Origin of the sequence: Streptomyces sp. NPDC092952 (assembly GCF_044754785.1) — a bacterium.
In the GTDB taxonomy this organism is placed as follows: domain Bacteria; phylum Actinomycetota; class Actinomycetes; order Streptomycetales; family Streptomycetaceae; genus Streptomyces.
Window position 1 is genome coordinate 161,336 of record NZ_JBIVPT010000010.1, and the last position, 17,628, is coordinate 178,963.

Consider the following 17,628-nt stretch of genomic DNA (forward strand, 5'->3'; position numbering starts at 1 on the left):
ATGCGCCATCTGATCTCCATCGACGACCTCACCGACACGGAGCTGCGGCGGATCGTGGACCGCGGCGCCGAGTTCTCCGCCGGCCCCGCCCGGCGGGCCCTCCCGCTGGACGGCCAGGTGGTCGGCGTCTACTTCGCCAAGACCTCCACCCGCACCCGCACCGCCTTCTCCTCCGGATCGCTGCGCCTGGGCGGCTCCCTCGTCTCCTACGGGCCCGGCGACCTCCAGCTCAACACCGGCGAGACCACCGAGGACACCGGCCGGGTGCTGTCCGGGATGCTCGACGTCCTCGTCGCCCGGACCGCCGGACCCGAGGCCGAACTGCGCGGCTGGGCCCGGCAGGGCACCATGTCCGTGGTCAACGCCATGACCGCCGAGGAACACCCCACCCAGGCACTCACCGACCTCACCACACTGGTGCGCCACTTCGGCCGCGTCGACGGCCTGCGCATCCTGTACACGGGCGAGGGCAACAACACGGCGGCGGCCCTCGCACTCGCCCTCACCCGCTTCCCCGGCGTCCACTTCGAGGTCCGCACCCCGCCGGGCTACGGCCTCGACGGGGCGATCGTGCGCCGGGCCCGCGCCCGAGCAGCCCGCACCGGCGCCACCCTGACGGAACGCCACGACATGGAGGAACTGGCCGGCGGCTACGACGTGATCTACACGACCCGCTGGCAGACCACCGGCACCAGCAAGCCCGACCCCCACTGGCGGACCCTCTTCGCCCCCTTCCAGGTCACCCCCGCCCTGTGGGAGACCAGCCCGGACGCCGTGTTCATGCACGACCTGCCGGCCCACCGGGGCGAGGAGGTCGTGGCCGAGGTACTGGACGGGCCGCACAGCATCGCCTTCGCCCAGGCCACCAACAAGATGCACAGCGCGATGGCGGTCCTGGAGTTCGTCCGCACCGCGAACGGGCCCGGGACACCCGCGACGGCCCCGGCCGCCGGCCGCGAGCTGGTGGCCGCGCGATGAAGCCCGCGACCGGCCCCGCACCCGCCCCGGCCGACCCGGCGGTGGTGCCCTGGCTCCTGGCCGAGCAGCACACCGACACCGGCACCGGCACCGGCACCGGCACCGGCACCGGCACCGGCACCGGCGCCGGTGCCGTGCCCGAGGAGCGGCCCCCCGGGACGGCCGGGCCCGCCCCGGCCGGGAAGGACGCCGCCGCGCCCGTACCGCTGCGGCGCAACCGCGACTACCGCCTGCTGTGGGGCGGCGCCGGCCTCTCGCTGCTCTCCGGGCGCGCCACCGCCGTCGCGTACCCGCTGGCCGTCCTGTGGGCGACCGGGTCGCCCGGCGACGCCGGACTGGTGGGGACCGCGCTGCTGCTGCCGCAGCTCGTGGTGCAGCTGCCCGGCGGCGCGCTCGTCGACCGCTGGGACCGGCGGCGCGTCATGCTGGCGGCCGGGCTCGGCCAGGCGGTGGTGGCCGGCGCGGTCGCCGCGCTCCTGCTGAGCGGGCAGGTACTGCTGTGGGCGCTGCTGGCCGCCGCGTTCGTCGAGGGCACCCTCGGCGTGCTGTTCCAGCTGGCCGAGCGGGCCGCCGTGCCCGCCGTGGTGCCGCCCGAGCAGATCGGCGCCGCGATGACCGGCAACGAGGCCCGTACCCGGGGGGCCGCCATCGCGGGCCAGCCGCTGGGCAGCGGACTGGTCACCCTGGGCTCCGCACTGCCGTTCGTGGCCGCCGCGGCCGGTCAACTGGCCGCCGTCGCCTGCCTGTTCGGGGTACGCGGACGGCTCCAGCGGGACCGCGGCCAGGCGCCCCGCACCGCGCTGGCCGCCGAGGTCCGCGCCGGACTCCTCTGGATGTGGCGCCAGCGCTTCCTGCGGGCCGTGATGGCCGCCGTCGCCGTCTCCAACATCCTCTTCCAGGGCCTCAACCTGGCGGTGATGTCCGGCATCCAGTCGGCGGGCGGCACCGAGTTCCAGGTGGGCGCCGTGCTCTCGCTCAGCGGGGCGGGCGGCCTGGTCGGGGCGCTCAGCGGCGGCCGGTGGACCGAACGCCTCTCGATGCGCGCCCTGGTGATCGGCGGGCTGGCGGTCTGGGCGCTGCTGATGGTGCCCGTCGCCGTGCTCCGCGACCCCTACGCCCTGGGCGCGATCTTCGCGCTGAGCGGCTACGTGGGCGGTGTGTTCAACGTGGCGGGCAGCGTCTACCTCGTGCGGATCGCACCGGACGAGATGCGCGGGCGGGCCAACTCCCTGGCCATGCTGGTCGGCGGCGGCGCGATGGCCGTGGGACCGGTCGCGGCCGGGTTCGCCCTGGAGGGCCTCGGCCCGACCCGCACCGTCCTCGGACTCAGCCTCGCGATGGCCCTGACGGCCCTCGCCGCGCTGGTCTCCCCGGCCCTGCGCCGGGGCCCGTTCGCGGCGGCCGGCTGACCGGCCCGGCCCACGGAAAAGGGAACGGGGGGCACCGCGTCCGCGGTGCCCCCCGTTCCCGTGCGTACCGGGAGCCGTCATCTCCTGGACGGTCCACCCCGCCCGCGCGCCGCCGCCGCGAGCACCACGGCGACGGCCACCACGACCGCGCCGACGAGCCACGCGGCGACGGTGAGCGTGAGCCGGTCGGGCTGGAGCAGCGGCTGTCCCCGCTCCGCCTGCCAGAGCAGCAGCGCGGTGACCCCGGCATGGCCGGCGCCGACGACGGCGACCAGGGCCGTGCGCGTCCCCTCGCCCCGCAGCAGCGGCACCCGTCCCGCGAGCATCCCCAGGCCCAGGGCGACGAGCGGCAGCAGCTGCAGCGCGTGCAGACCCACGAAGTGCGCGACCCGCAGGTCCCCGCCACCGGTCGTCCAGTGGGTCAGCGGCAGACCGGAACCGCCGTCCAGCACCCCGACGCTGTGCGCGCCGACCGTGTCCGGATGCTCCCCGGCGTCCACGGCCCGCTGCTGCGCGGCCGTCGGACTGGTCATCAGATAGCCGATCGACATGCCCGCCAGGGAGACGGACAGCCCGATCGGGACGGCCCAGGCCAGCGGCCGGTCCACCGTGCGCTGCCACAGGAGGAAGACCCCGAGCAGCAGCGTCATGGTCCAGCCGACGTAGGCCGCGCCGCCCATCGCCTTGACCAGCACCTCGTCGAGCACGGACGACACGTTGAAGTGGCTGCGTTCGCCCCGTGCCGCCTGGAACGTGATGATCGACATCTCCGGAACGACGAACAGCACCACGGTGGCGGTGCCGAGCCGGCGCAGGGTGCGCCGCCAGCGTTCCGTCCGGCCGATCATCCACGCCAGGGTGATCGTGTACAGGCCGAAGGAGACCGCGAACTTCAGGGGTTTGAGCCACACCCCCTCACCCAGCACGGTGCGTCCGTCGAGGAACAGGCCGCCGGCGGCCGTCGCCGCGAGCAGTGCCATGGCCCCCGCGCACCAGGCGAGGGGGCCGTGTAATCGGGGGAGACCCCCGTTGTCCTCCGTGTCCTTCCGTCGGACCCGGGTGGTGGTGAGCGTGACCACAGTGACTCCTTCACTGGTGGGGGCAGTGACCGGTACTGGCCGCTTACTTGGCCGGAAAACGATGTAGTGATGCGTACATCCGCTTTCCGGAAGAACGTAATCCGTGGCCATATCGTCCAGGCATCGAGGCGGCTTCGACACCCGCCGAACCCCCACGTGACCAGGCAGTACGCCCCGCCGGCCCGGTATAGGACGCACATAGTCCGGACTGTGAGAGTCGGTGCATCACCGAAGTCCTCCCCAACGCGCCCACCGACGAAGGAGAACCACCGATGCCGCAGAACACCATGGACCGCCGGGGCGTCCTCAGGACCGCCGTCGGCATCGCCGGGGCGGCGGCCGCGGTAACAGTGGCCGGCGCCCCGCCGGCGGCCGCGCACGGCCGGCCCCGCAGCGAGTTCCCCGAGGTACCGGGCATGGTCGGCGACCGCCGCGCCAACGAGTTCTGGTACGAGTACGACGAGCGCTTCTACTTCAACCCGACGCCCGAGTCGTCCGAGGCCGTCGCCGCCATCGTCAAGCCGTTCGGCGGCTTCACCAAGGTCGACACGGCCTGGGCCGAGACCCGCTCCGGCGGCCGCTACCCGCGCAGCTTCCTGGAGCTCGTCCGCCCCAACCGCGACGCCTTCGTCCTGCTCTCCGACGTCCAGCGCGACGTCTACCGCGAGTTCTACGGGGACGACCCGCGCGGCCTGGTCCGCGCCTTCCAGGACTTCGGCCAGGGCGTCCTGTTCGACCCGCGCCGCGCGCCCGGCGAGAAGGTCCACATGATGAACTTCACGCCGCCGGACTTCACCCACGCCTACCACCGCTGGCAGCCCTTCCTGGCCGGCTTCCGCCTGCTGGACATCGACGTCACGTGGTGGACCCACATCAACCGGCTCGCGGGCCTCGCCTGGGAGCTCCAGGCCCTCGCCCAGCCGGCCATCGACGCGAACGACAACAAGCGCCTGCCCCGGCGGACCGTCGACGGCCTCACCCGCAAGTGGCTGCACCGCACCCCCGACCAGCTCGACCAGGCCTTCGACACCTACCCGTACCCGGCCGACATGGGCACGTTCTAGGCCCTGCCTCGGACCTGCCGCCTGCCGTGCGGCGTACGGGGACGACCCCGGCGACGCGCCGCCGCGCGTACCGGGCACCGCACGGCGGGCGGCACTCCGAGGACGGGCCCCAGGAGGCCCCCGCACACCCCGGACCGCGCACCCCACCCCCGCACGACACAGGAGGCACAGCCCACCATGCGAGCCACGACCGGAACTTCCCCCCGCATCGGCGTCTGGATGATCGGCGCACGAGGCTCGGTCGCCACGGCCGCGACCGCCGGCGCCGCCGCGATCGCCGCGGGCAGCGCCTCCAGTGACGGATGCGTCACGGACCTCCCCCCGTTCCGCGACGCATCACTCCCGGCCCTCGCCGACCTCGTGTTCGGCGGGCACGACCTCGTGTCCGTCCCACTCACGGCGAGGGCCGGGCAACTCGCCCGGGCCGGGGTCCTGCCCGCCACCCTCCCCGACGGCGTGCACGACGCCCTGGAGGCCGCGGACCGCGAGATCCGCGACGGCTCCCAGCGGCCCGGCGAACCCCAGGCCCGGGCCGCCGCACGCCTCACGGCCGACATCGTCTCCTTCCGCGAACGGCACGCCCTGGAACAGGTCGTCGTCGTCAACGTCTCCTCCACCGAACCCCTGCCCGACCCCGACCCCGCCTTCCTCGACCTCACCGAACTCGACGAGGTCCTGGCCACCGCCACCGACCTGCTGCCGCCCAGCTCCCTGTACGCGTACGCCGCCTTCCGCGCCGGCTGCGCCTACGTCAACTTCACCCCGTCCGCCGGTGCCTCGCTGCCCGCCCTGGAGCAGCTCGCCCGCGCCTGCGGCGTCCCGCACGCCGGGCGCGACGGCAAGACCGGCGAGACCCTCGTCAAGAGCGCACTCGCCCCGATGTTCACCCAGCGCGCCCTGCGCCTGCGCTCCTGGTCCGGCACCAACCTCCTCGGCGGCGGCGACGGCGCCACCCTCCAGGACCCCGAGGCCGCCCGCAGCAAGACCGAGTCCAAGCAGCGCAGCCTGGAGGAGACCGTCGGCCACCCCGTCCAGGGCCAGGTCCACATCGACAACGTCCCCGAGATGGGGGAGTGGAAGACCGCCTGGGACCACATCTCCTTCGAAGGCTTCCTCGGCGTGCGGATGTCCATGCAGTTCACCTGGCAGGGCTGCGACTCCGCCCTCGCCGCCCCCCTCGTCCTGGACCTCGTACGGCTGGCCGCCCACGGCCGCCGCCGCGGCGAGTCCGGGGCACTGACCGCGCTCGGCTTCTTCTTCAAGGACCCGGCCGGCTCCCGCGAACACAACCTCACCCTCCAGTACGAGACCCTGACCGCCTGGGCCAACGCCCCGGTCCCGGTCACGACGGGCAGCCCGCGATGACCACCACCTGGCGCACCTACGCGGAACTGGTCCGGGCCCCCGCCGCGATCACCGTCCCCGGCGACGTCGTCGCCGGAGCACTCGCCGCCGGCCGCCCCGGCCTCGCCCGCACCACCGGCCTCGCCGCGTCCTCCGTCGCCCTGTACTGGGCCGGCATGGCCCTCAACGACTGGGCGGACCGCGCCCAGGACGCCACCGAACGCCCCGAACGCCCCATCCCCTCCGGCCGCCTCACCCCGCGCGCCGCCCTCGCCACCGCCACCGCCCTCACCGGCGCGGGCCTCGCCCTCGGCGCCCTCGCCGGCGGCCGCCGCACCCTGCTGCGCCGCACCCTGCCGCTGGCCGCCGCCGTCTGGGCCTACGACCTCGGCCTCAAGACGACCCCGCTCGGCCCCGCCGCCATGGCCGCCGCCCGCGCCCTGGACGTCCTGCACGGCACCCGCCCCGGACACGCCACCGCCGCACTCCCGGCCGCCGGCGCCGTCGCCGCGCACACCTTCGCGGTGACCCGCCTCAGCCGCCACGAGGTCGAGGGCGCACCCCCCGGCGAGCCGAAACTCTCCCTGGCGACGACCACCGCGATCACCGCGGCGGGCACCGCCCACCTCCTGGCCACCACCCGCCCCCGCACCACCGCCACCACCACCGCCACCGCCAGGCTGTCCTCGGCGGCGGCCGGCAGCGCCCACCTCGGCGCCCCCGCCGCCTCCTCCGTCGCCGCGCTGCTCACCGCCCGCAAACCGGTCGACGCCCTGGTCACCGCGACCGCCCTCGCCACCTACGCGGGCACCTGCACCCGCGCCCAGGCCTCCGTCGTCCGCGACCCCCGCGCCCCGCGCGTCCGCGCCGCCGTCGGCGCGGGCATCCACGCCCTGCTGCCCCTCCAGGCCGCCCTGGCGGCCCGCGCCGGAGCACCCCTGCTCGCCCTGCCGCTCGTCGCCGCCCTGCCCCTGGCGGGCCGGCTCGCCCGGAAGGTGTCCCCGACATGAGCCACCCACCGGCCCCTGCCGGCCTGCGCTTCGCCTACGGCACCAACGGCTTCGCCGACCACCGCCTGCCCGACGCGCTGCGCGTCCTGGCCGACCTCGGCTACCAGGGCGTCTCCCTCACCCTGGACCACCAGCACCTCGACCCCTACGCCCACGACCTGCCCCGGCGCATCACCGAGACCCGCCGCGCCCTGGAGGCCACCGGCCTCGCCGTCGTCGTCGAGACCGGCGCCCGCTACCTCCTCGACCCCTGGCGCAAACACCGCCCCACCCTGCTCTCCGCCGAACCCGAGGGCCGCGGACTGCGCCTGGGACTGCTGCGCCGCGCCCTCGGCATCGGCGCCGAACTCGGCGCCGGGGCCGTCCACCTCTGGAGCGGCACCCCGGACCCCGGCACCACCCCCGGACAGGCCTGGCAGCGGCTCGTCGACGGCTGCGCCGAGACCCTCGCGCACGCCGACGCCGCCGGGATCGACCTCGCCTTCGAACCCGAGCCCGGCATGCTCGTCGCCGACCTCGCCGGCTACCGCAGACTCCACCACGACCTCGGCCGCCCCGACCGCCTCCGCCTCACCCTGGACATCGGCCACTGCCGGTGCCTGGAACCGCACACCATCACCCACTGCATCGAACTGGCATCCGACCGCCTGGCCCACGTACAGATCGAGGACATGCGCCGCGGCGTCCACGAACACCTGCCGTTCGGCGAGGGCGAGATCGACTTCCCGCCGGTCCTGCGCGCCCTCGCCACCGCCGGCTACCGGGGACTGGTCTCCGTGGAACTGCCCCGCCACAGCCACGCGGCCACCGCGACCGCCCGCCACAGCATCGAATTCCTGCGTACCGCAGCCCTGCCGAAGGAGGCCGAACCGGTATGACAGCACCGACGACCACGGTGGCCCCGGCCACCGTGCACCACACCCTCACCCTGCGCGCCCTCGCCGAGGGGCTCGGCTCCGCCCTCGGCCACGACCACCGCGCCCGCCTCGCCCGGGACCTCGAAGCCGTCACCGAACAGGGACCGGCCGCCCTCGACAGCCGCTTCCCCGCCGCCGGCCGCGTCTACGGCCGGGGCCGCCTCTCCGGCTGGGCCGGCTGGAGCATCGAGGACGGCGTACGCACCCGGCTCCTCACCCGGCTCGACCTCGAAGGACCGGAACTGGCCCACGAGCTCACCGACCGCTACCGCACCGGCGACGCGGCGGAGCGGCGCGGCGTCCTGTGCGCCCTGCCCTTCCTGCCACTGGGACCACACGCCCTCCACCTCACCGACGACGCGCTGCGCACCAACGACAACCGGCTCATCGCCGCGGCCCTCGGCCCCTACGCACACGCCCACCTCGACCAGTACCGCTGGCGCCAGGCCGTCCTCAAATGCCTCTTCACCGGGATCCCGCTGGCCAAGGTGGCCGGACTGCACGAACGCCGGGACGCCGAACTCGCCCGGATGGCCGCCGGCTTCGCCGCCGAACGCCGCGCGGCGGGCCGCACCGTCCCCGCCGACCTGTGGCTGATCGCCACCCACCACAGCTGAGCACCGCCCCCGGCCCGCGAGGGACCGGGCCACACACCCCGACGGAGATCGGCCATGCGCATATTCGACCCGCACATCCACATGACGTCCCGGACCACCGACGACTACCGGGCCATGTACGACGCAGGTGTCCGCGCCCTGGTGGAACCGGCCTTCTGGCTCGGCCAGCCACGCACCCACCCGGCCAGCTTCACCGACTACTTCGACGCACTGATCGGCTGGGAGCCCTACCGCGCCGCCCAGTTCGGCATCCGCCACCACTGCACCATCGGACTCAACCCGAAGGAGGCCAACGACCCGCGCTGCACCCCCGTGCTCGACCTGCTGCCGCGCTACCTCGCCAAGGACTCCGTCGTAGCGGTCGGGGAGATCGGCTACGACACCATGACCGACGCCGAGGAACACGCCTTCGCCGCCCAGCTCGCCCTCGCCGTCGAGTTCGGACTGCCCGCACTGGTCCACACCCCGCACCGCGACAAGGCCGGCGGCACCGCCCGCTCACTGGCCGTCATCCAGGAATCCGGCATCCGGCCCGGACACGTCGTCCTCGACCACCTCAACGAGGTCACCGTCACCGAAGTGGTCGGAACCGGCTGCTGGATGGGGTTCTCCATATACCCGGACACCAAGATGACCCCGCAGCGGATGGTCGGCATCCTCAAAAAGTACGGAACGGAACACATGCTCGTGAACTCGGCGGCGGACTGGGGCCACAGCGACCCCCTGCTCACGAGGATCACCGCACAAGCCATGCTCGAAGCCGGTTTCGACGAGGATGATGTCGACCGCGTCATGTGGCGCAATCCGATCACGTTCTACGGGCAGTCGGGCAGGCTTGACCTGGACGGTTACAACGATGTGCAGGCCGCGGGGCTGTACGCCGGAAACTCGATTGCCCGCGGCGGCAGTTGAGGTCGATACATCATGCGTCTGCACCACCCGGACTCCACCACCATCCACCTCGCCTACTGCACCAACGTGCACCCGGCGGAGACCCTCGACGGCATCACGGCCCAGCTCACCGACCACGCCGGACAAGTACGCCAGCACCTCGGCGCCGACCTCGTCGGCCTCGGCCTCTGGCTCCCCGCCGACGTGGCCCACCACCTCGCCGACCACCCCGACGCCACCGCCGCACTCCGCCGGGCCCTGACCGCCCGGGGCCTGGAGACCGTCACCCTCAACGGCTTCCCCTACCGGGGCTTCCACAGCCCCGTCGTCAAACGCGGCGTCTACTTCCCCGACTGGTCCGAACCCGCCCGCCTCACCTACACCCTCAACCTCGCCAAGGTACTCGCCGGACTGCTCCCCGAGGACGCCGCCCACGGCTCCATATCCACCCTGCCACTGGCCTGGCGCACCCCCTGGACCGGCGTGCAGCGCTCCACCGCCGCCCGGCACCTCGACGACCTGGCCGCCGGACTCAAGCGGATCGAGGCCGAGACCGGCCGCACCATCCGCGTCGGCCTGGAACCCGAACCCGGCTGCGTCGCCGAGACCACCACCCAGGCCGCCCACGCCATCGCCGGCGCCGACCACGACTGGATCGGCCTGTGCCTGGACGCCTGCCACCTCGCCGTCCAGCACGAGGACCCCCGAAGCGCCGTCGCCGCCCTCGTCGCCGAAGGCGTACCCATCGTCAAACTCCAGGCCTCCTCCGCCCTCGTCGCCGACACACCCGCCGCCACCGAGACCCGCGAGGCACTGCGCCCCTTCGCCGAACCCCGCTTCCTGCACCAGGTCCGCGAACAGGGACCCGACAACACCCTCCACGGCTCCGACGACCTCGCCCCCGCCCTCGCCGGCGCCCTGCCCGGCGACGCCCCCTGGCGCATCCACTACCACGTACCCCTGCACGACCAGCCCGAGCCGCCGCTGCGCACCACCAGCGACTCCCTGCAGGAGACCCTGCGGGCGGTACTCGGCGGAGAACGCGCCCTCACCGACCACATCGAGGTCGAGACCTACACCTGGGACGTCCTGCCGGCCGGACTCCGGCCCACCGGAGCGGCCGGCATCGCCGCCGGGATCGCCGCCGAACTGGAATGGACGCACGGCGAACTGATCCGCCTCGGCCTCACCGAGCACGGGGGAGACACACCATGAACACCCACCAGGTCGCGGTCCTGTGCACCGTGGGCCTCACCCCCCGCCTCCTCGGCGAGATGCCGCACGTCGCGGCCATCGGCCAGGAAGGCTTCACCGCCCGCCTCGACACCGTCTTCCCCGCCGTCACCGCCACCGTCCAGGCCACCCTCACCACCGGCCTGCTGCCCCGCGACCACGGCGCCGTCGCCAACGGCTGGTACCACCGCGACCACGGCGAGGTCATGATGTGGCGCCAGCACAACGCCCTGGTCGCCGGCGAGAAGGTCTGGCAGGCCGCCCGGAACCGGAACCCGGACCACACCACCGCCTACCTCTGCTGGTGGTGGGCCATGGGCGCGGACGTCGACACCGTACTGACGCCGCGACCCGTCTACCACTACGACGGCCGCAAATCCCCCGACTGCTACACCAAACCCGCCGGCCTGCGCGACGAACTCACCACCCGCCAGGGCGAGTTCCCCCTCTTCAACTACTGGGGACCGACCGCCTCCATCGCCTCCACCCGATGGATCGCCGGCGCCGCCCGCCACGTCGCCGACACCCGGCGCCCCGACCTCTCGTTCATCTACGTCCCCCACCTCGACTACGACCTCCAGCGCTACGGACCCGACAGCCCCCGGGCGGTACGCGCCGCCCGCGAGGCCGACGCCGCGCTCGCCCCGCTCCTCGGCGACCTCCGCGACCGCGGAACCACCGTCGTCGCCCTCAGCGAATACGGCATCGGCCCCGTCTCCCGGCCCGTCGACATCAACCGCGCACTGCGCCGCGAAGGCCTCCTCTCCGTGTACACCCAACGCGGCATGGAGTACCTGGACCCCTGCACCTCCCGCGCCTTCGCCGTCGCCGACCACCAGGCCGCCCACGTGTACGTCGCCGACCCCGCCGACATCCCGCGCGTCCGCGACGTCCTGAAACACACCGAAGGCGTCGACGAGATCTGGGACCGCACCGAACAGGCCGCCTACGGCATCGACCACCCCAACGCGGGCGAGCTCGTCGCCGTCGCCGAACCCGACGCCTGGTTCACCTACTACTACTGGCTCGACGACACCCGCGCCCCCGACTTCGCACGCGGCGTCGAGATCCACCGCAAGCCGGGCTACGACCCGGCCGAACTCTTCTTCGACCCCGCCGACAAGGCGGTGAAGGCGAAGGCGGCACTCACCCTGCTGCGCAAGAAGGCCGGAATGCGCGCACCACTCACCGTGGTGCCGCTCGACCCGGCCCACGTCAGAGGCAGCCACGGACGGCTGCCCCAGGACCACCGGGACGGACCACTGCTGCTGTGCTCCGACCCCCGGCAAGAACGGGACCGCTACCACGCCACCGAGGTCAAGGACCTGCTCCTGCGCCTCAACGACCTGGCCTGAGACCGGCCGTATCGAAAGGATCGAGAGGAGGCCAGATGACACCTCGGCGGAACACCGCGATCAGCGAGGTGCGCATACCCCGCCCGGCGCTCGACGCGGTCGGCCGGATGCGGGAATCGGGAGAGACCCACGTGTGGTGGTGGCCGCTCGGCGCACGCACCGACCCGGCGGACTACGCCGTCCTGGACGAGGTGGAACGGGGCCGCGCCCAACGCTTCCACGCGGAGGCGGACGCCGCCGCGTTCACCGCGACCAGGGCCGCCGCCCGACGGGCCGTCGCCGGACTGCTCGGAGTGCAACCGGAGGAAGTCGCCTTCGGCCGGCGCATCTGCCCCGGCTGCGGCGACCCGGAACACGGCCCGCCGGCCGTCACCCGGCCACCGGTCCCGCTCGCGGTCAGCCTGTCCCGCACCGCCGGGGCCGGAGCCCTCGCGGTACGGGCGGGCACCTGGGTGGGGGTCGACGTGGAGGCCCTGCGGCCGGTCGAACCCGCGGGCCTGGCCGAGGTGGTCCTCACCGCCTCGGAGGGCGCCCACATCCTCGGCCTGCCCCCGGGCCCGGCCAGGGACGCCGCCTTCCACCGGGCCTGGACCCGCAAGGAGGCGGTGGTCAAGGCCGTCGGCCTCGGCCTGCTGGGCATGCCGCTCAACACCCTGGACGTCGCCCCGGCACAGGACGGCCCAGTCCACGTGGTGCACCGCTACCGCGGTGAGGAAACCCACTGGCAGGTCACCGACATCGGCACCGGCGGCCCATGGGCCGCCGCCGTGGCCCGCCCGAGGACCGGACCCCCGGGCCCGGTCCGCATCCACACCCCGGCATGACACCGGGAACCTCGCGCCGCGGGAACCCCTTCCCGCGGCGCGAGGCCGTACCCGGCCCCAACACCCCGCCACCCGGGCAAATCCCTGGTCAACTGCCCTGAAACGAACCGAAGTAGATCGAATATAGAAGTACGGACCATGCTCGACGCGACGCCATATACGCTCGAAATCCATCCCACGAACCCCGGAACCGCACTACCGAGAGGACAGGTCGCAACATGGTGACCGAGACGAGCCGCCCCTCACTCGACAACGGCTACAACACGGTCAACCGGGGGTACGCCCTTCGCCTGGCCGACGTGACCAAGGTGTACGGCAAGAACGACCGCGGCGTACGTGCCCTGGACGGGGTCTCCGTGGGGATCGAGAGAGGCTCCTTCACCGCGGTGATGGGCCCGTCGGGCTCCGGCAAATCGACGTTCCTGCACTGCGCGGCCGGCCTCGACAAGCCCACCACCGGCCAGTCCTACATCGGCGACACCCAGCTCAACGACATGAACGAGACCCAGCTGACGAAACTGCGCCGCCAGCGCATCGGCTTCGTCTTCCAGGCCTTCAACCTCATCCCGTCCCTGTCGGTCCGCGAGAACGTCGAACTGCCCCTGCGCCTCGCCGGCGAGAGCCTCGACCGCAACTGGCTCGAAGAGATCCTCTCCCGCGTCGGCCTGGCCGGCCGGGCCGCCCACCGCCCCGCCGAACTCTCCGGCGGCCAGCAGCAGCGCGTCGCCATCGCCCGCGCCCTCATCACCCGGCCCGACGTCATCTTCGGCGACGAGCCGACCGGCGCCCTGGACACCGTGACCGCCAAGGAGATCCTCTCCCTGCTGCGCGACTGCGTGAACGAGACCGGCCAGACCGTCGTCATGGTCACCCACGACCCGGTCGCCGCCTCGTACGCCGACACCGTCCTCTTCCTCGCCGACGGCAGGATCGCCGGAAAGATGGACGCCCCGACCGCCGACCGCGTCGCCGAGCGCATGACACACCTGGGAGCGTGGGCCTGATGCTGCGCTACGCACTGCAGACGCTCAAGGCGAGGAAGGGCGGCTTCATCGGAGCCTTCCTCGCCCTGTTCTGCGCCGCCGCCCTCGTCACCGCCTGCGGCATCCTCCTGGAGACCGGCCTGCGCGGCACCATCGCCACCGAGCGCTACGCCGCCGCACCGGTCATCGTCGGCGCCGACCAGAACGTCCACCAGACGACCGTCAAGAAGAAGAAGGGCAAGGTCAAGGAGAAGCACAAGGCGAAGCCGCTGGCCGAACGGGTCTGGCTGCCCGAGGGCACCACCGAGACCCTCGCCGCCTTACCCGGTGTCCGCAAGGCCGTGCCCGAGACGAACTTCCCGGCGTACGCGGTCGGCCCCCAGGGCCGGATCGTGCCCGGCGTCGACGGCAAGCCCTCCTACGGGCACGCCTGGTCCTCCGCCGCACTGACCCCGTTCGAACTGATCGACGGCAAAGCACCCGCAACCACCGACGAGGTCGTCCTCGACCGGGAACTCGCCGGCCGCACCGGCCTCAAGACCGGCAGCAGCCTCGTCGTCCAGTCCACCGGCACCCCCACGACGTACAAGGTCAGCGGCATCGCCGCGGCGAAGGACGGCGACCTGCACCAGCAGACCTCACTGTTCTTCTCCGACGAGACCGCCCGCGACCTCTCCGGACGGGCCGGCCAGGTCGCCGTCGTCGGCCTGCTGCCCAAGCCCGGCGTCTCGGCGGGCCAACTCGCCGACCAGGCGGAGAAGGCCCTCGCCGACGACGGCCGCAAGTACGCCGTCGCCACCGGCGGCGAGCGCGGCCCCGTCGAGTTCCTCGACGCGGGCAAGGCCCGGGTCAAGCTCGTCTCCATGGGCGGCGCCATGGGCGGCACCTCGCTGCTCGTCGCGATCCTCGTCGTCGTCGGCACCTTCGCCCTCTCCATCCAGCAGCGCTACCGCGAACTCGCCCTGCTGCGCGCCATCGCCGCCACCCCCAAGCAGGTCCGCCAGCTGATCGGCCGCGAGGCCCTGATCATCGGCGGCCTCGCGGGCGCCCTCGGCTCGGCCGCGGGCCTGCCCATCGCGTACTGGCTGCACGGCAAGTTCATCGACTTCAAGGCCATCCCGGACACCCTCGAACTCACCTTCAGCTTCGTGCCGTTCACCGCCGCGATCGGCGCGGCCCTGCTCGGGGCGTGGGTCGCGGCCCGCATCTCCGCCCGCCGCACCGCCCGCATCCGCCCGGCGGAGGCCCTGTCCGAGGCCGCCATGGAACAGCGCCACTTCGCGTGGGGCCGCCTCGGCGGCGGCGTCCTCGTCCTGGCCCTCGGCATCGGCGTGGTCGTCCTGCTGGGCTTCCTGCGCACCGAGCCGGCCTCGCAGCCCGTCACGTTCCTGTCCGTCGTGGTCCTCGCCGTCGCGGTCTCGCTGCTGGGCCCGGTCATCGCCCGCATCGCCGTCGCGATCCTCGGGGTCCCGCTGAAGTTCTCACGCGTCGGCGGCCACCTCGCGACCGCCAACGCCCGCGCCAACGCCAAGCGGATGGCCGCCGCCGTCACCCCGCTGGTCCTGCTCATCGGTATGGCCTGCACCGTCCTGTTCGTCCAGACCACCATGGGCGACGCCGCCTCGGCCCAGGCCAAGGCGGGCAACAAGGCCGACTGGGTGGTCGCCTCGAACGGCCCCGGCGTCCCCGCCGGGGCGACCGACGCCCTGCGCGGCGTACCGGGCGTCACCCAGGTCACCGAGATCGTCCGCACCCAGGTCCGCGTCGGCCTCGACAAGTACCCGGCACAGGGCATCTCCGCGCAGGGCCTCACCACCACCTGGGACCCGGACGTCTCCCGCGGCAGCCTCAAGGGCTTCGGGGACGGCAGCATCGCGATGAGTGACGTCTCCGCCGACCACCTCGGCAAGAAGCCCGGCGACACGCTCCAGGTGACGCTCGGCGACTCCACCGTGGTCCGGCTGAAGGTCGCCGCCGTCTACGAACGGGGCCTCGGCTTCGGCGACCTGACCATGTCGCACGACCTGATCGCCCGGCACGTCGACAACCCGCTCGCCTCCTCCGTCCTGGTCAAGACCGCCGGCGACGGCAAGGCGGGCCGCGAACAGCTGACCGGCGCCCTCGAGCGCTTCCCGGGCATCGGCATCCTCGACCGCACCCAGGTCGACGACGTACAGGCCGAGGTCCAGCAGTCCAACGCCGAGGTCAACTACCTCGCCATGGGCCTGATCATCGCGTTCACCGCGATCGCCGTGGTGAACACCCTGGCCATGTCGGTCTCGGACCGCACCCGCGAGTTCGCCCTGCTGCGGCTCGTCGGTACGACCCGCCGCCAGGTGATGTCGATGCTGAGGATCGAGACCGCGCTGATCGTCCTGGTCGCCGCGGTACTCGGCACGGCCATCGCCCTCGCGGTGCTCACCGCCTTCAGCGTCGGCATGACGGGCGCCGCCCAGCCCTCCATCGACCTGCCGATGTTCCTCGGGGTCCTCGGCTTCGCCACGGTGCTCACCGCCCTGGCGACGCTGGTCCCCGGCCGGTTCGCGCTCGGCGGCCGCCCGGCGGACGTCATCAGCGCCCGCCAGTAGCCCCGATCGCCGCACCACCACCCCAAGGGGGTACGGGAGTCCGCTCCCGTACCCCCTTTCCCGTCGTCTTCCCCCCCGCCGCCGCACCGCTGGCCGCACGTGAACGGCCGAGGGGCCGGCCCCCTGTCGCGGGGCCGGCCCCTCGGCCTGTCCGGCGGACCCGGACGTCGTGTGCGCGGCCCGCTCAGCCGAGGACCGCACCGTTGCCCGCCCGGTCCACCCGGCTGCGCCGGTGGTCCAGGTGCGCGTACACCCGGTGCAGCCAGCGGTCCGCACCGTTGTAGGACGGGGTGAACGAGGTACGGCCGTGCACCGCGAGACGGTTGTCGACGACGGCCAGGTCGCCGACGCGCAGCGACAGCGCCGACATCGTCGCCATGAACGCGTCCCGCAGCTCGGCCATGGCCCGGCGGGCCTCGTCGTCCAGCGGATGGGTGGCGGAGAAGTCCACCAGCACATTCGGGTCCTCCGGGGCGCCGTTGAGTACCGCGTGGGCGGGCGTCACGCTGTCCAGGGCGCCGAAGGACGGCGGCGGCTCGGTCAGGAACCGCGGCTCGGACAGTACGGTCCGCGCCCGCTCGGAAAGCAGCGGGAGCGCGCGGCGGATCGAGGACGTGCACAGCTTCGCGTCGCCCGTGGGGTCCTCCCGCACACACAGCAGACCCACGAAATCCGGGCGGTTGTCGTGGAATGCGTTCTCGGTATGGAGTTCGAGGAGAACGGAACCCGCATTGCTCTGCGAGGACTCGCTCCCCGGAACGGGAACGACATTCTGCACGAGCGCACCCGTCTTTTCGTTACGGAATGCTATGACCTCTCCGAGATGCAGCATCGCGGTGGTGATGACGGAGGCGGCGACCGTGGGAAGACGCTCCACCGACCCCTTCACGGCCGGCGTCGGGAGCAGCGGGACCTCCGCCGCCACCGGCAGGTTGCGCAGCAGCAGGACCCCGTCGGGGCCCGCGTCGTGACGGAAGGCGCGCAGCGCCGACAGCAGCCGGTGCGGAAGCCGTACGGAGGCCTCGCGCGCCGCGTCCAGCCAGTGCGGGTCATCGATCCTGCCGTTCGCGGAGCCCTTCGGGGTCAGCTGTTCGGCGACGGCGACGAGCGTGTTCCGCTCGGCCTGCGACAGCTCCACGACGGTGCCGGCCGCCACCGCGGAAAGCGGCAGGGAAAGCGTATGGGTCTCGGACATGTGGACATCCTCGGGTCGCTCGGACTTTACCGGCCCAGTTTCCGAGGAGGTGCTATCGCGGCCCTACGGGGAATTCGGTGCCGGGCGACCGCCCGGGCGCATATAGGCGGCCCGTAGCCGCCGGGCGGACGATCGCACCGT

15 protein-coding genes are annotated in these 17,628 nt (G+C 73.2%); 13 read left to right on the forward strand and 2 right to left on the reverse strand.

Going from position 1 to position 17,628, the window contains the following annotated elements; all coding sequences use genetic code 11:
• Positions 1–978 carry an ornithine carbamoyltransferase gene (locus ACIQGQ_RS23835; protein ID WP_402398660.1) on the forward strand — a complete coding sequence of 326 codons (978 nt, stop codon included), beginning with the start codon at positions 1–3 and terminating at the stop codon, positions 976–978.
• Positions 975–2,387, forward strand: coding sequence for an MFS transporter (locus ACIQGQ_RS23840; RefSeq protein WP_402398661.1), 1,413 nt, complete (start codon positions 975–977; stop codon positions 2,385–2,387). Before ACIQGQ_RS23835 ends, ACIQGQ_RS23840 begins: the two co-directional genes overlap by 4 nt.
• Before the next feature lie 77 nt (positions 2,388–2,464).
• Here the strand turns inward: ACIQGQ_RS23840 and ACIQGQ_RS23845 are convergent, their stop codons facing one another.
• Complete coding sequence (locus tag ACIQGQ_RS23845; RefSeq protein ID WP_402398662.1) at positions 2,465–3,367, reverse strand: hypothetical protein; 903 nt, start codon at positions 3,365–3,367, stop codon at positions 2,465–2,467.
• Between the two features lie 371 nt (positions 3,368–3,738).
• Here ACIQGQ_RS23845 and ACIQGQ_RS23850 point away from each other — a divergent pair, with 371 nt between their 5' ends.
• From ACIQGQ_RS23850 to ACIQGQ_RS23900, 11 genes are all read left to right on the forward strand, one after another.
• Positions 3,739–4,530 (forward strand): Tat pathway signal sequence domain protein, encoded by a 792-nt coding sequence (locus ACIQGQ_RS23850; RefSeq protein WP_402398663.1) that lies wholly within the window; start codon positions 3,739–3,741, stop codon positions 4,528–4,530.
• A 177-nt stretch (positions 4,531–4,707) separates the two neighbouring features.
• Positions 4,708–5,895 carry an inositol-3-phosphate synthase gene (locus ACIQGQ_RS23855; protein ID WP_402398664.1) on the forward strand — a complete coding sequence of 396 codons (1,188 nt, stop codon included), beginning with the start codon at positions 4,708–4,710 and terminating at the stop codon, positions 5,893–5,895.
• A complete protein-coding gene (locus ACIQGQ_RS23860; protein ID WP_402398665.1) occupies positions 5,892–6,884 on the forward strand; it encodes an SCO3242 family prenyltransferase in 993 nt (330 codons plus the stop codon). Before ACIQGQ_RS23855 ends, ACIQGQ_RS23860 begins: the two co-directional genes overlap by 4 nt.
• Positions 6,881–7,762, forward strand: a complete 882-nt coding sequence (locus ACIQGQ_RS23865; protein WP_402398666.1) for a sugar phosphate isomerase/epimerase family protein — start codon at positions 6,881–6,883, stop codon at positions 7,760–7,762. Before ACIQGQ_RS23860 ends, ACIQGQ_RS23865 begins: the two co-directional genes overlap by 4 nt.
• Positions 7,759–8,418, forward strand: coding sequence for an EboA domain-containing protein (locus tag ACIQGQ_RS23870; RefSeq protein ID WP_402398667.1), 660 nt, complete (start codon positions 7,759–7,761; stop codon positions 8,416–8,418). Before ACIQGQ_RS23865 ends, ACIQGQ_RS23870 begins: the two co-directional genes overlap by 4 nt.
• A gap of 54 nt (positions 8,419–8,472) precedes the next feature.
• A complete protein-coding gene (locus ACIQGQ_RS23875) occupies positions 8,473–9,330 on the forward strand; it encodes a TatD family hydrolase (RefSeq protein WP_402398668.1) in 858 nt (285 codons plus the stop codon).
• A gap of 12 nt (positions 9,331–9,342) precedes the next feature.
• Positions 9,343–10,524, forward strand: coding sequence for a metabolite traffic protein EboE (gene eboE, locus ACIQGQ_RS23880; protein ID WP_402398669.1), 1,182 nt, complete (start codon positions 9,343–9,345; stop codon positions 10,522–10,524).
• On the forward strand, positions 10,521–11,897 hold the full coding sequence (locus ACIQGQ_RS23885) for a nucleotide pyrophosphatase/phosphodiesterase family protein (RefSeq protein WP_402398670.1): 1,377 nt from the start codon (positions 10,521–10,523) through the stop codon (positions 11,895–11,897). The genes eboE and ACIQGQ_RS23885 overlap by 4 nt, the downstream gene beginning before the upstream one ends.
• A gap of 35 nt (positions 11,898–11,932) precedes the next feature.
• The gene (locus tag ACIQGQ_RS23890; protein WP_402398671.1) at positions 11,933–12,721 is read left to right on the forward strand and encodes a 4'-phosphopantetheinyl transferase family protein; all 789 of its coding nucleotides are present in this window, start codon (positions 11,933–11,935) and stop codon (positions 12,719–12,721) included.
• A 218-nt stretch (positions 12,722–12,939) separates the two neighbouring features.
• Positions 12,940–13,725 (forward strand): ABC transporter ATP-binding protein, encoded by a 786-nt coding sequence (locus ACIQGQ_RS23895; protein WP_402398672.1) that lies wholly within the window; start codon positions 12,940–12,942, stop codon positions 13,723–13,725.
• Positions 13,725–16,292, forward strand: a complete 2,568-nt coding sequence (locus ACIQGQ_RS23900) for an FtsX-like permease family protein (protein ID WP_402398673.1) — start codon at positions 13,725–13,727, stop codon at positions 16,290–16,292. Before ACIQGQ_RS23895 ends, ACIQGQ_RS23900 begins: the two co-directional genes overlap by 1 nt.
• A gap of 184 nt (positions 16,293–16,476) precedes the next feature.
• Here ACIQGQ_RS23900 and ACIQGQ_RS23905 read toward each other — a convergent pair whose 3' ends face one another.
• Positions 16,477–17,487 carry a TauD/TfdA family dioxygenase gene (locus tag ACIQGQ_RS23905; protein WP_402398674.1) on the reverse strand — a complete coding sequence of 337 codons (1,011 nt, stop codon included), beginning with the start codon at positions 17,485–17,487 and terminating at the stop codon, positions 16,477–16,479.
• Positions 17,488–17,628: the final 141 nt, after the last annotated feature.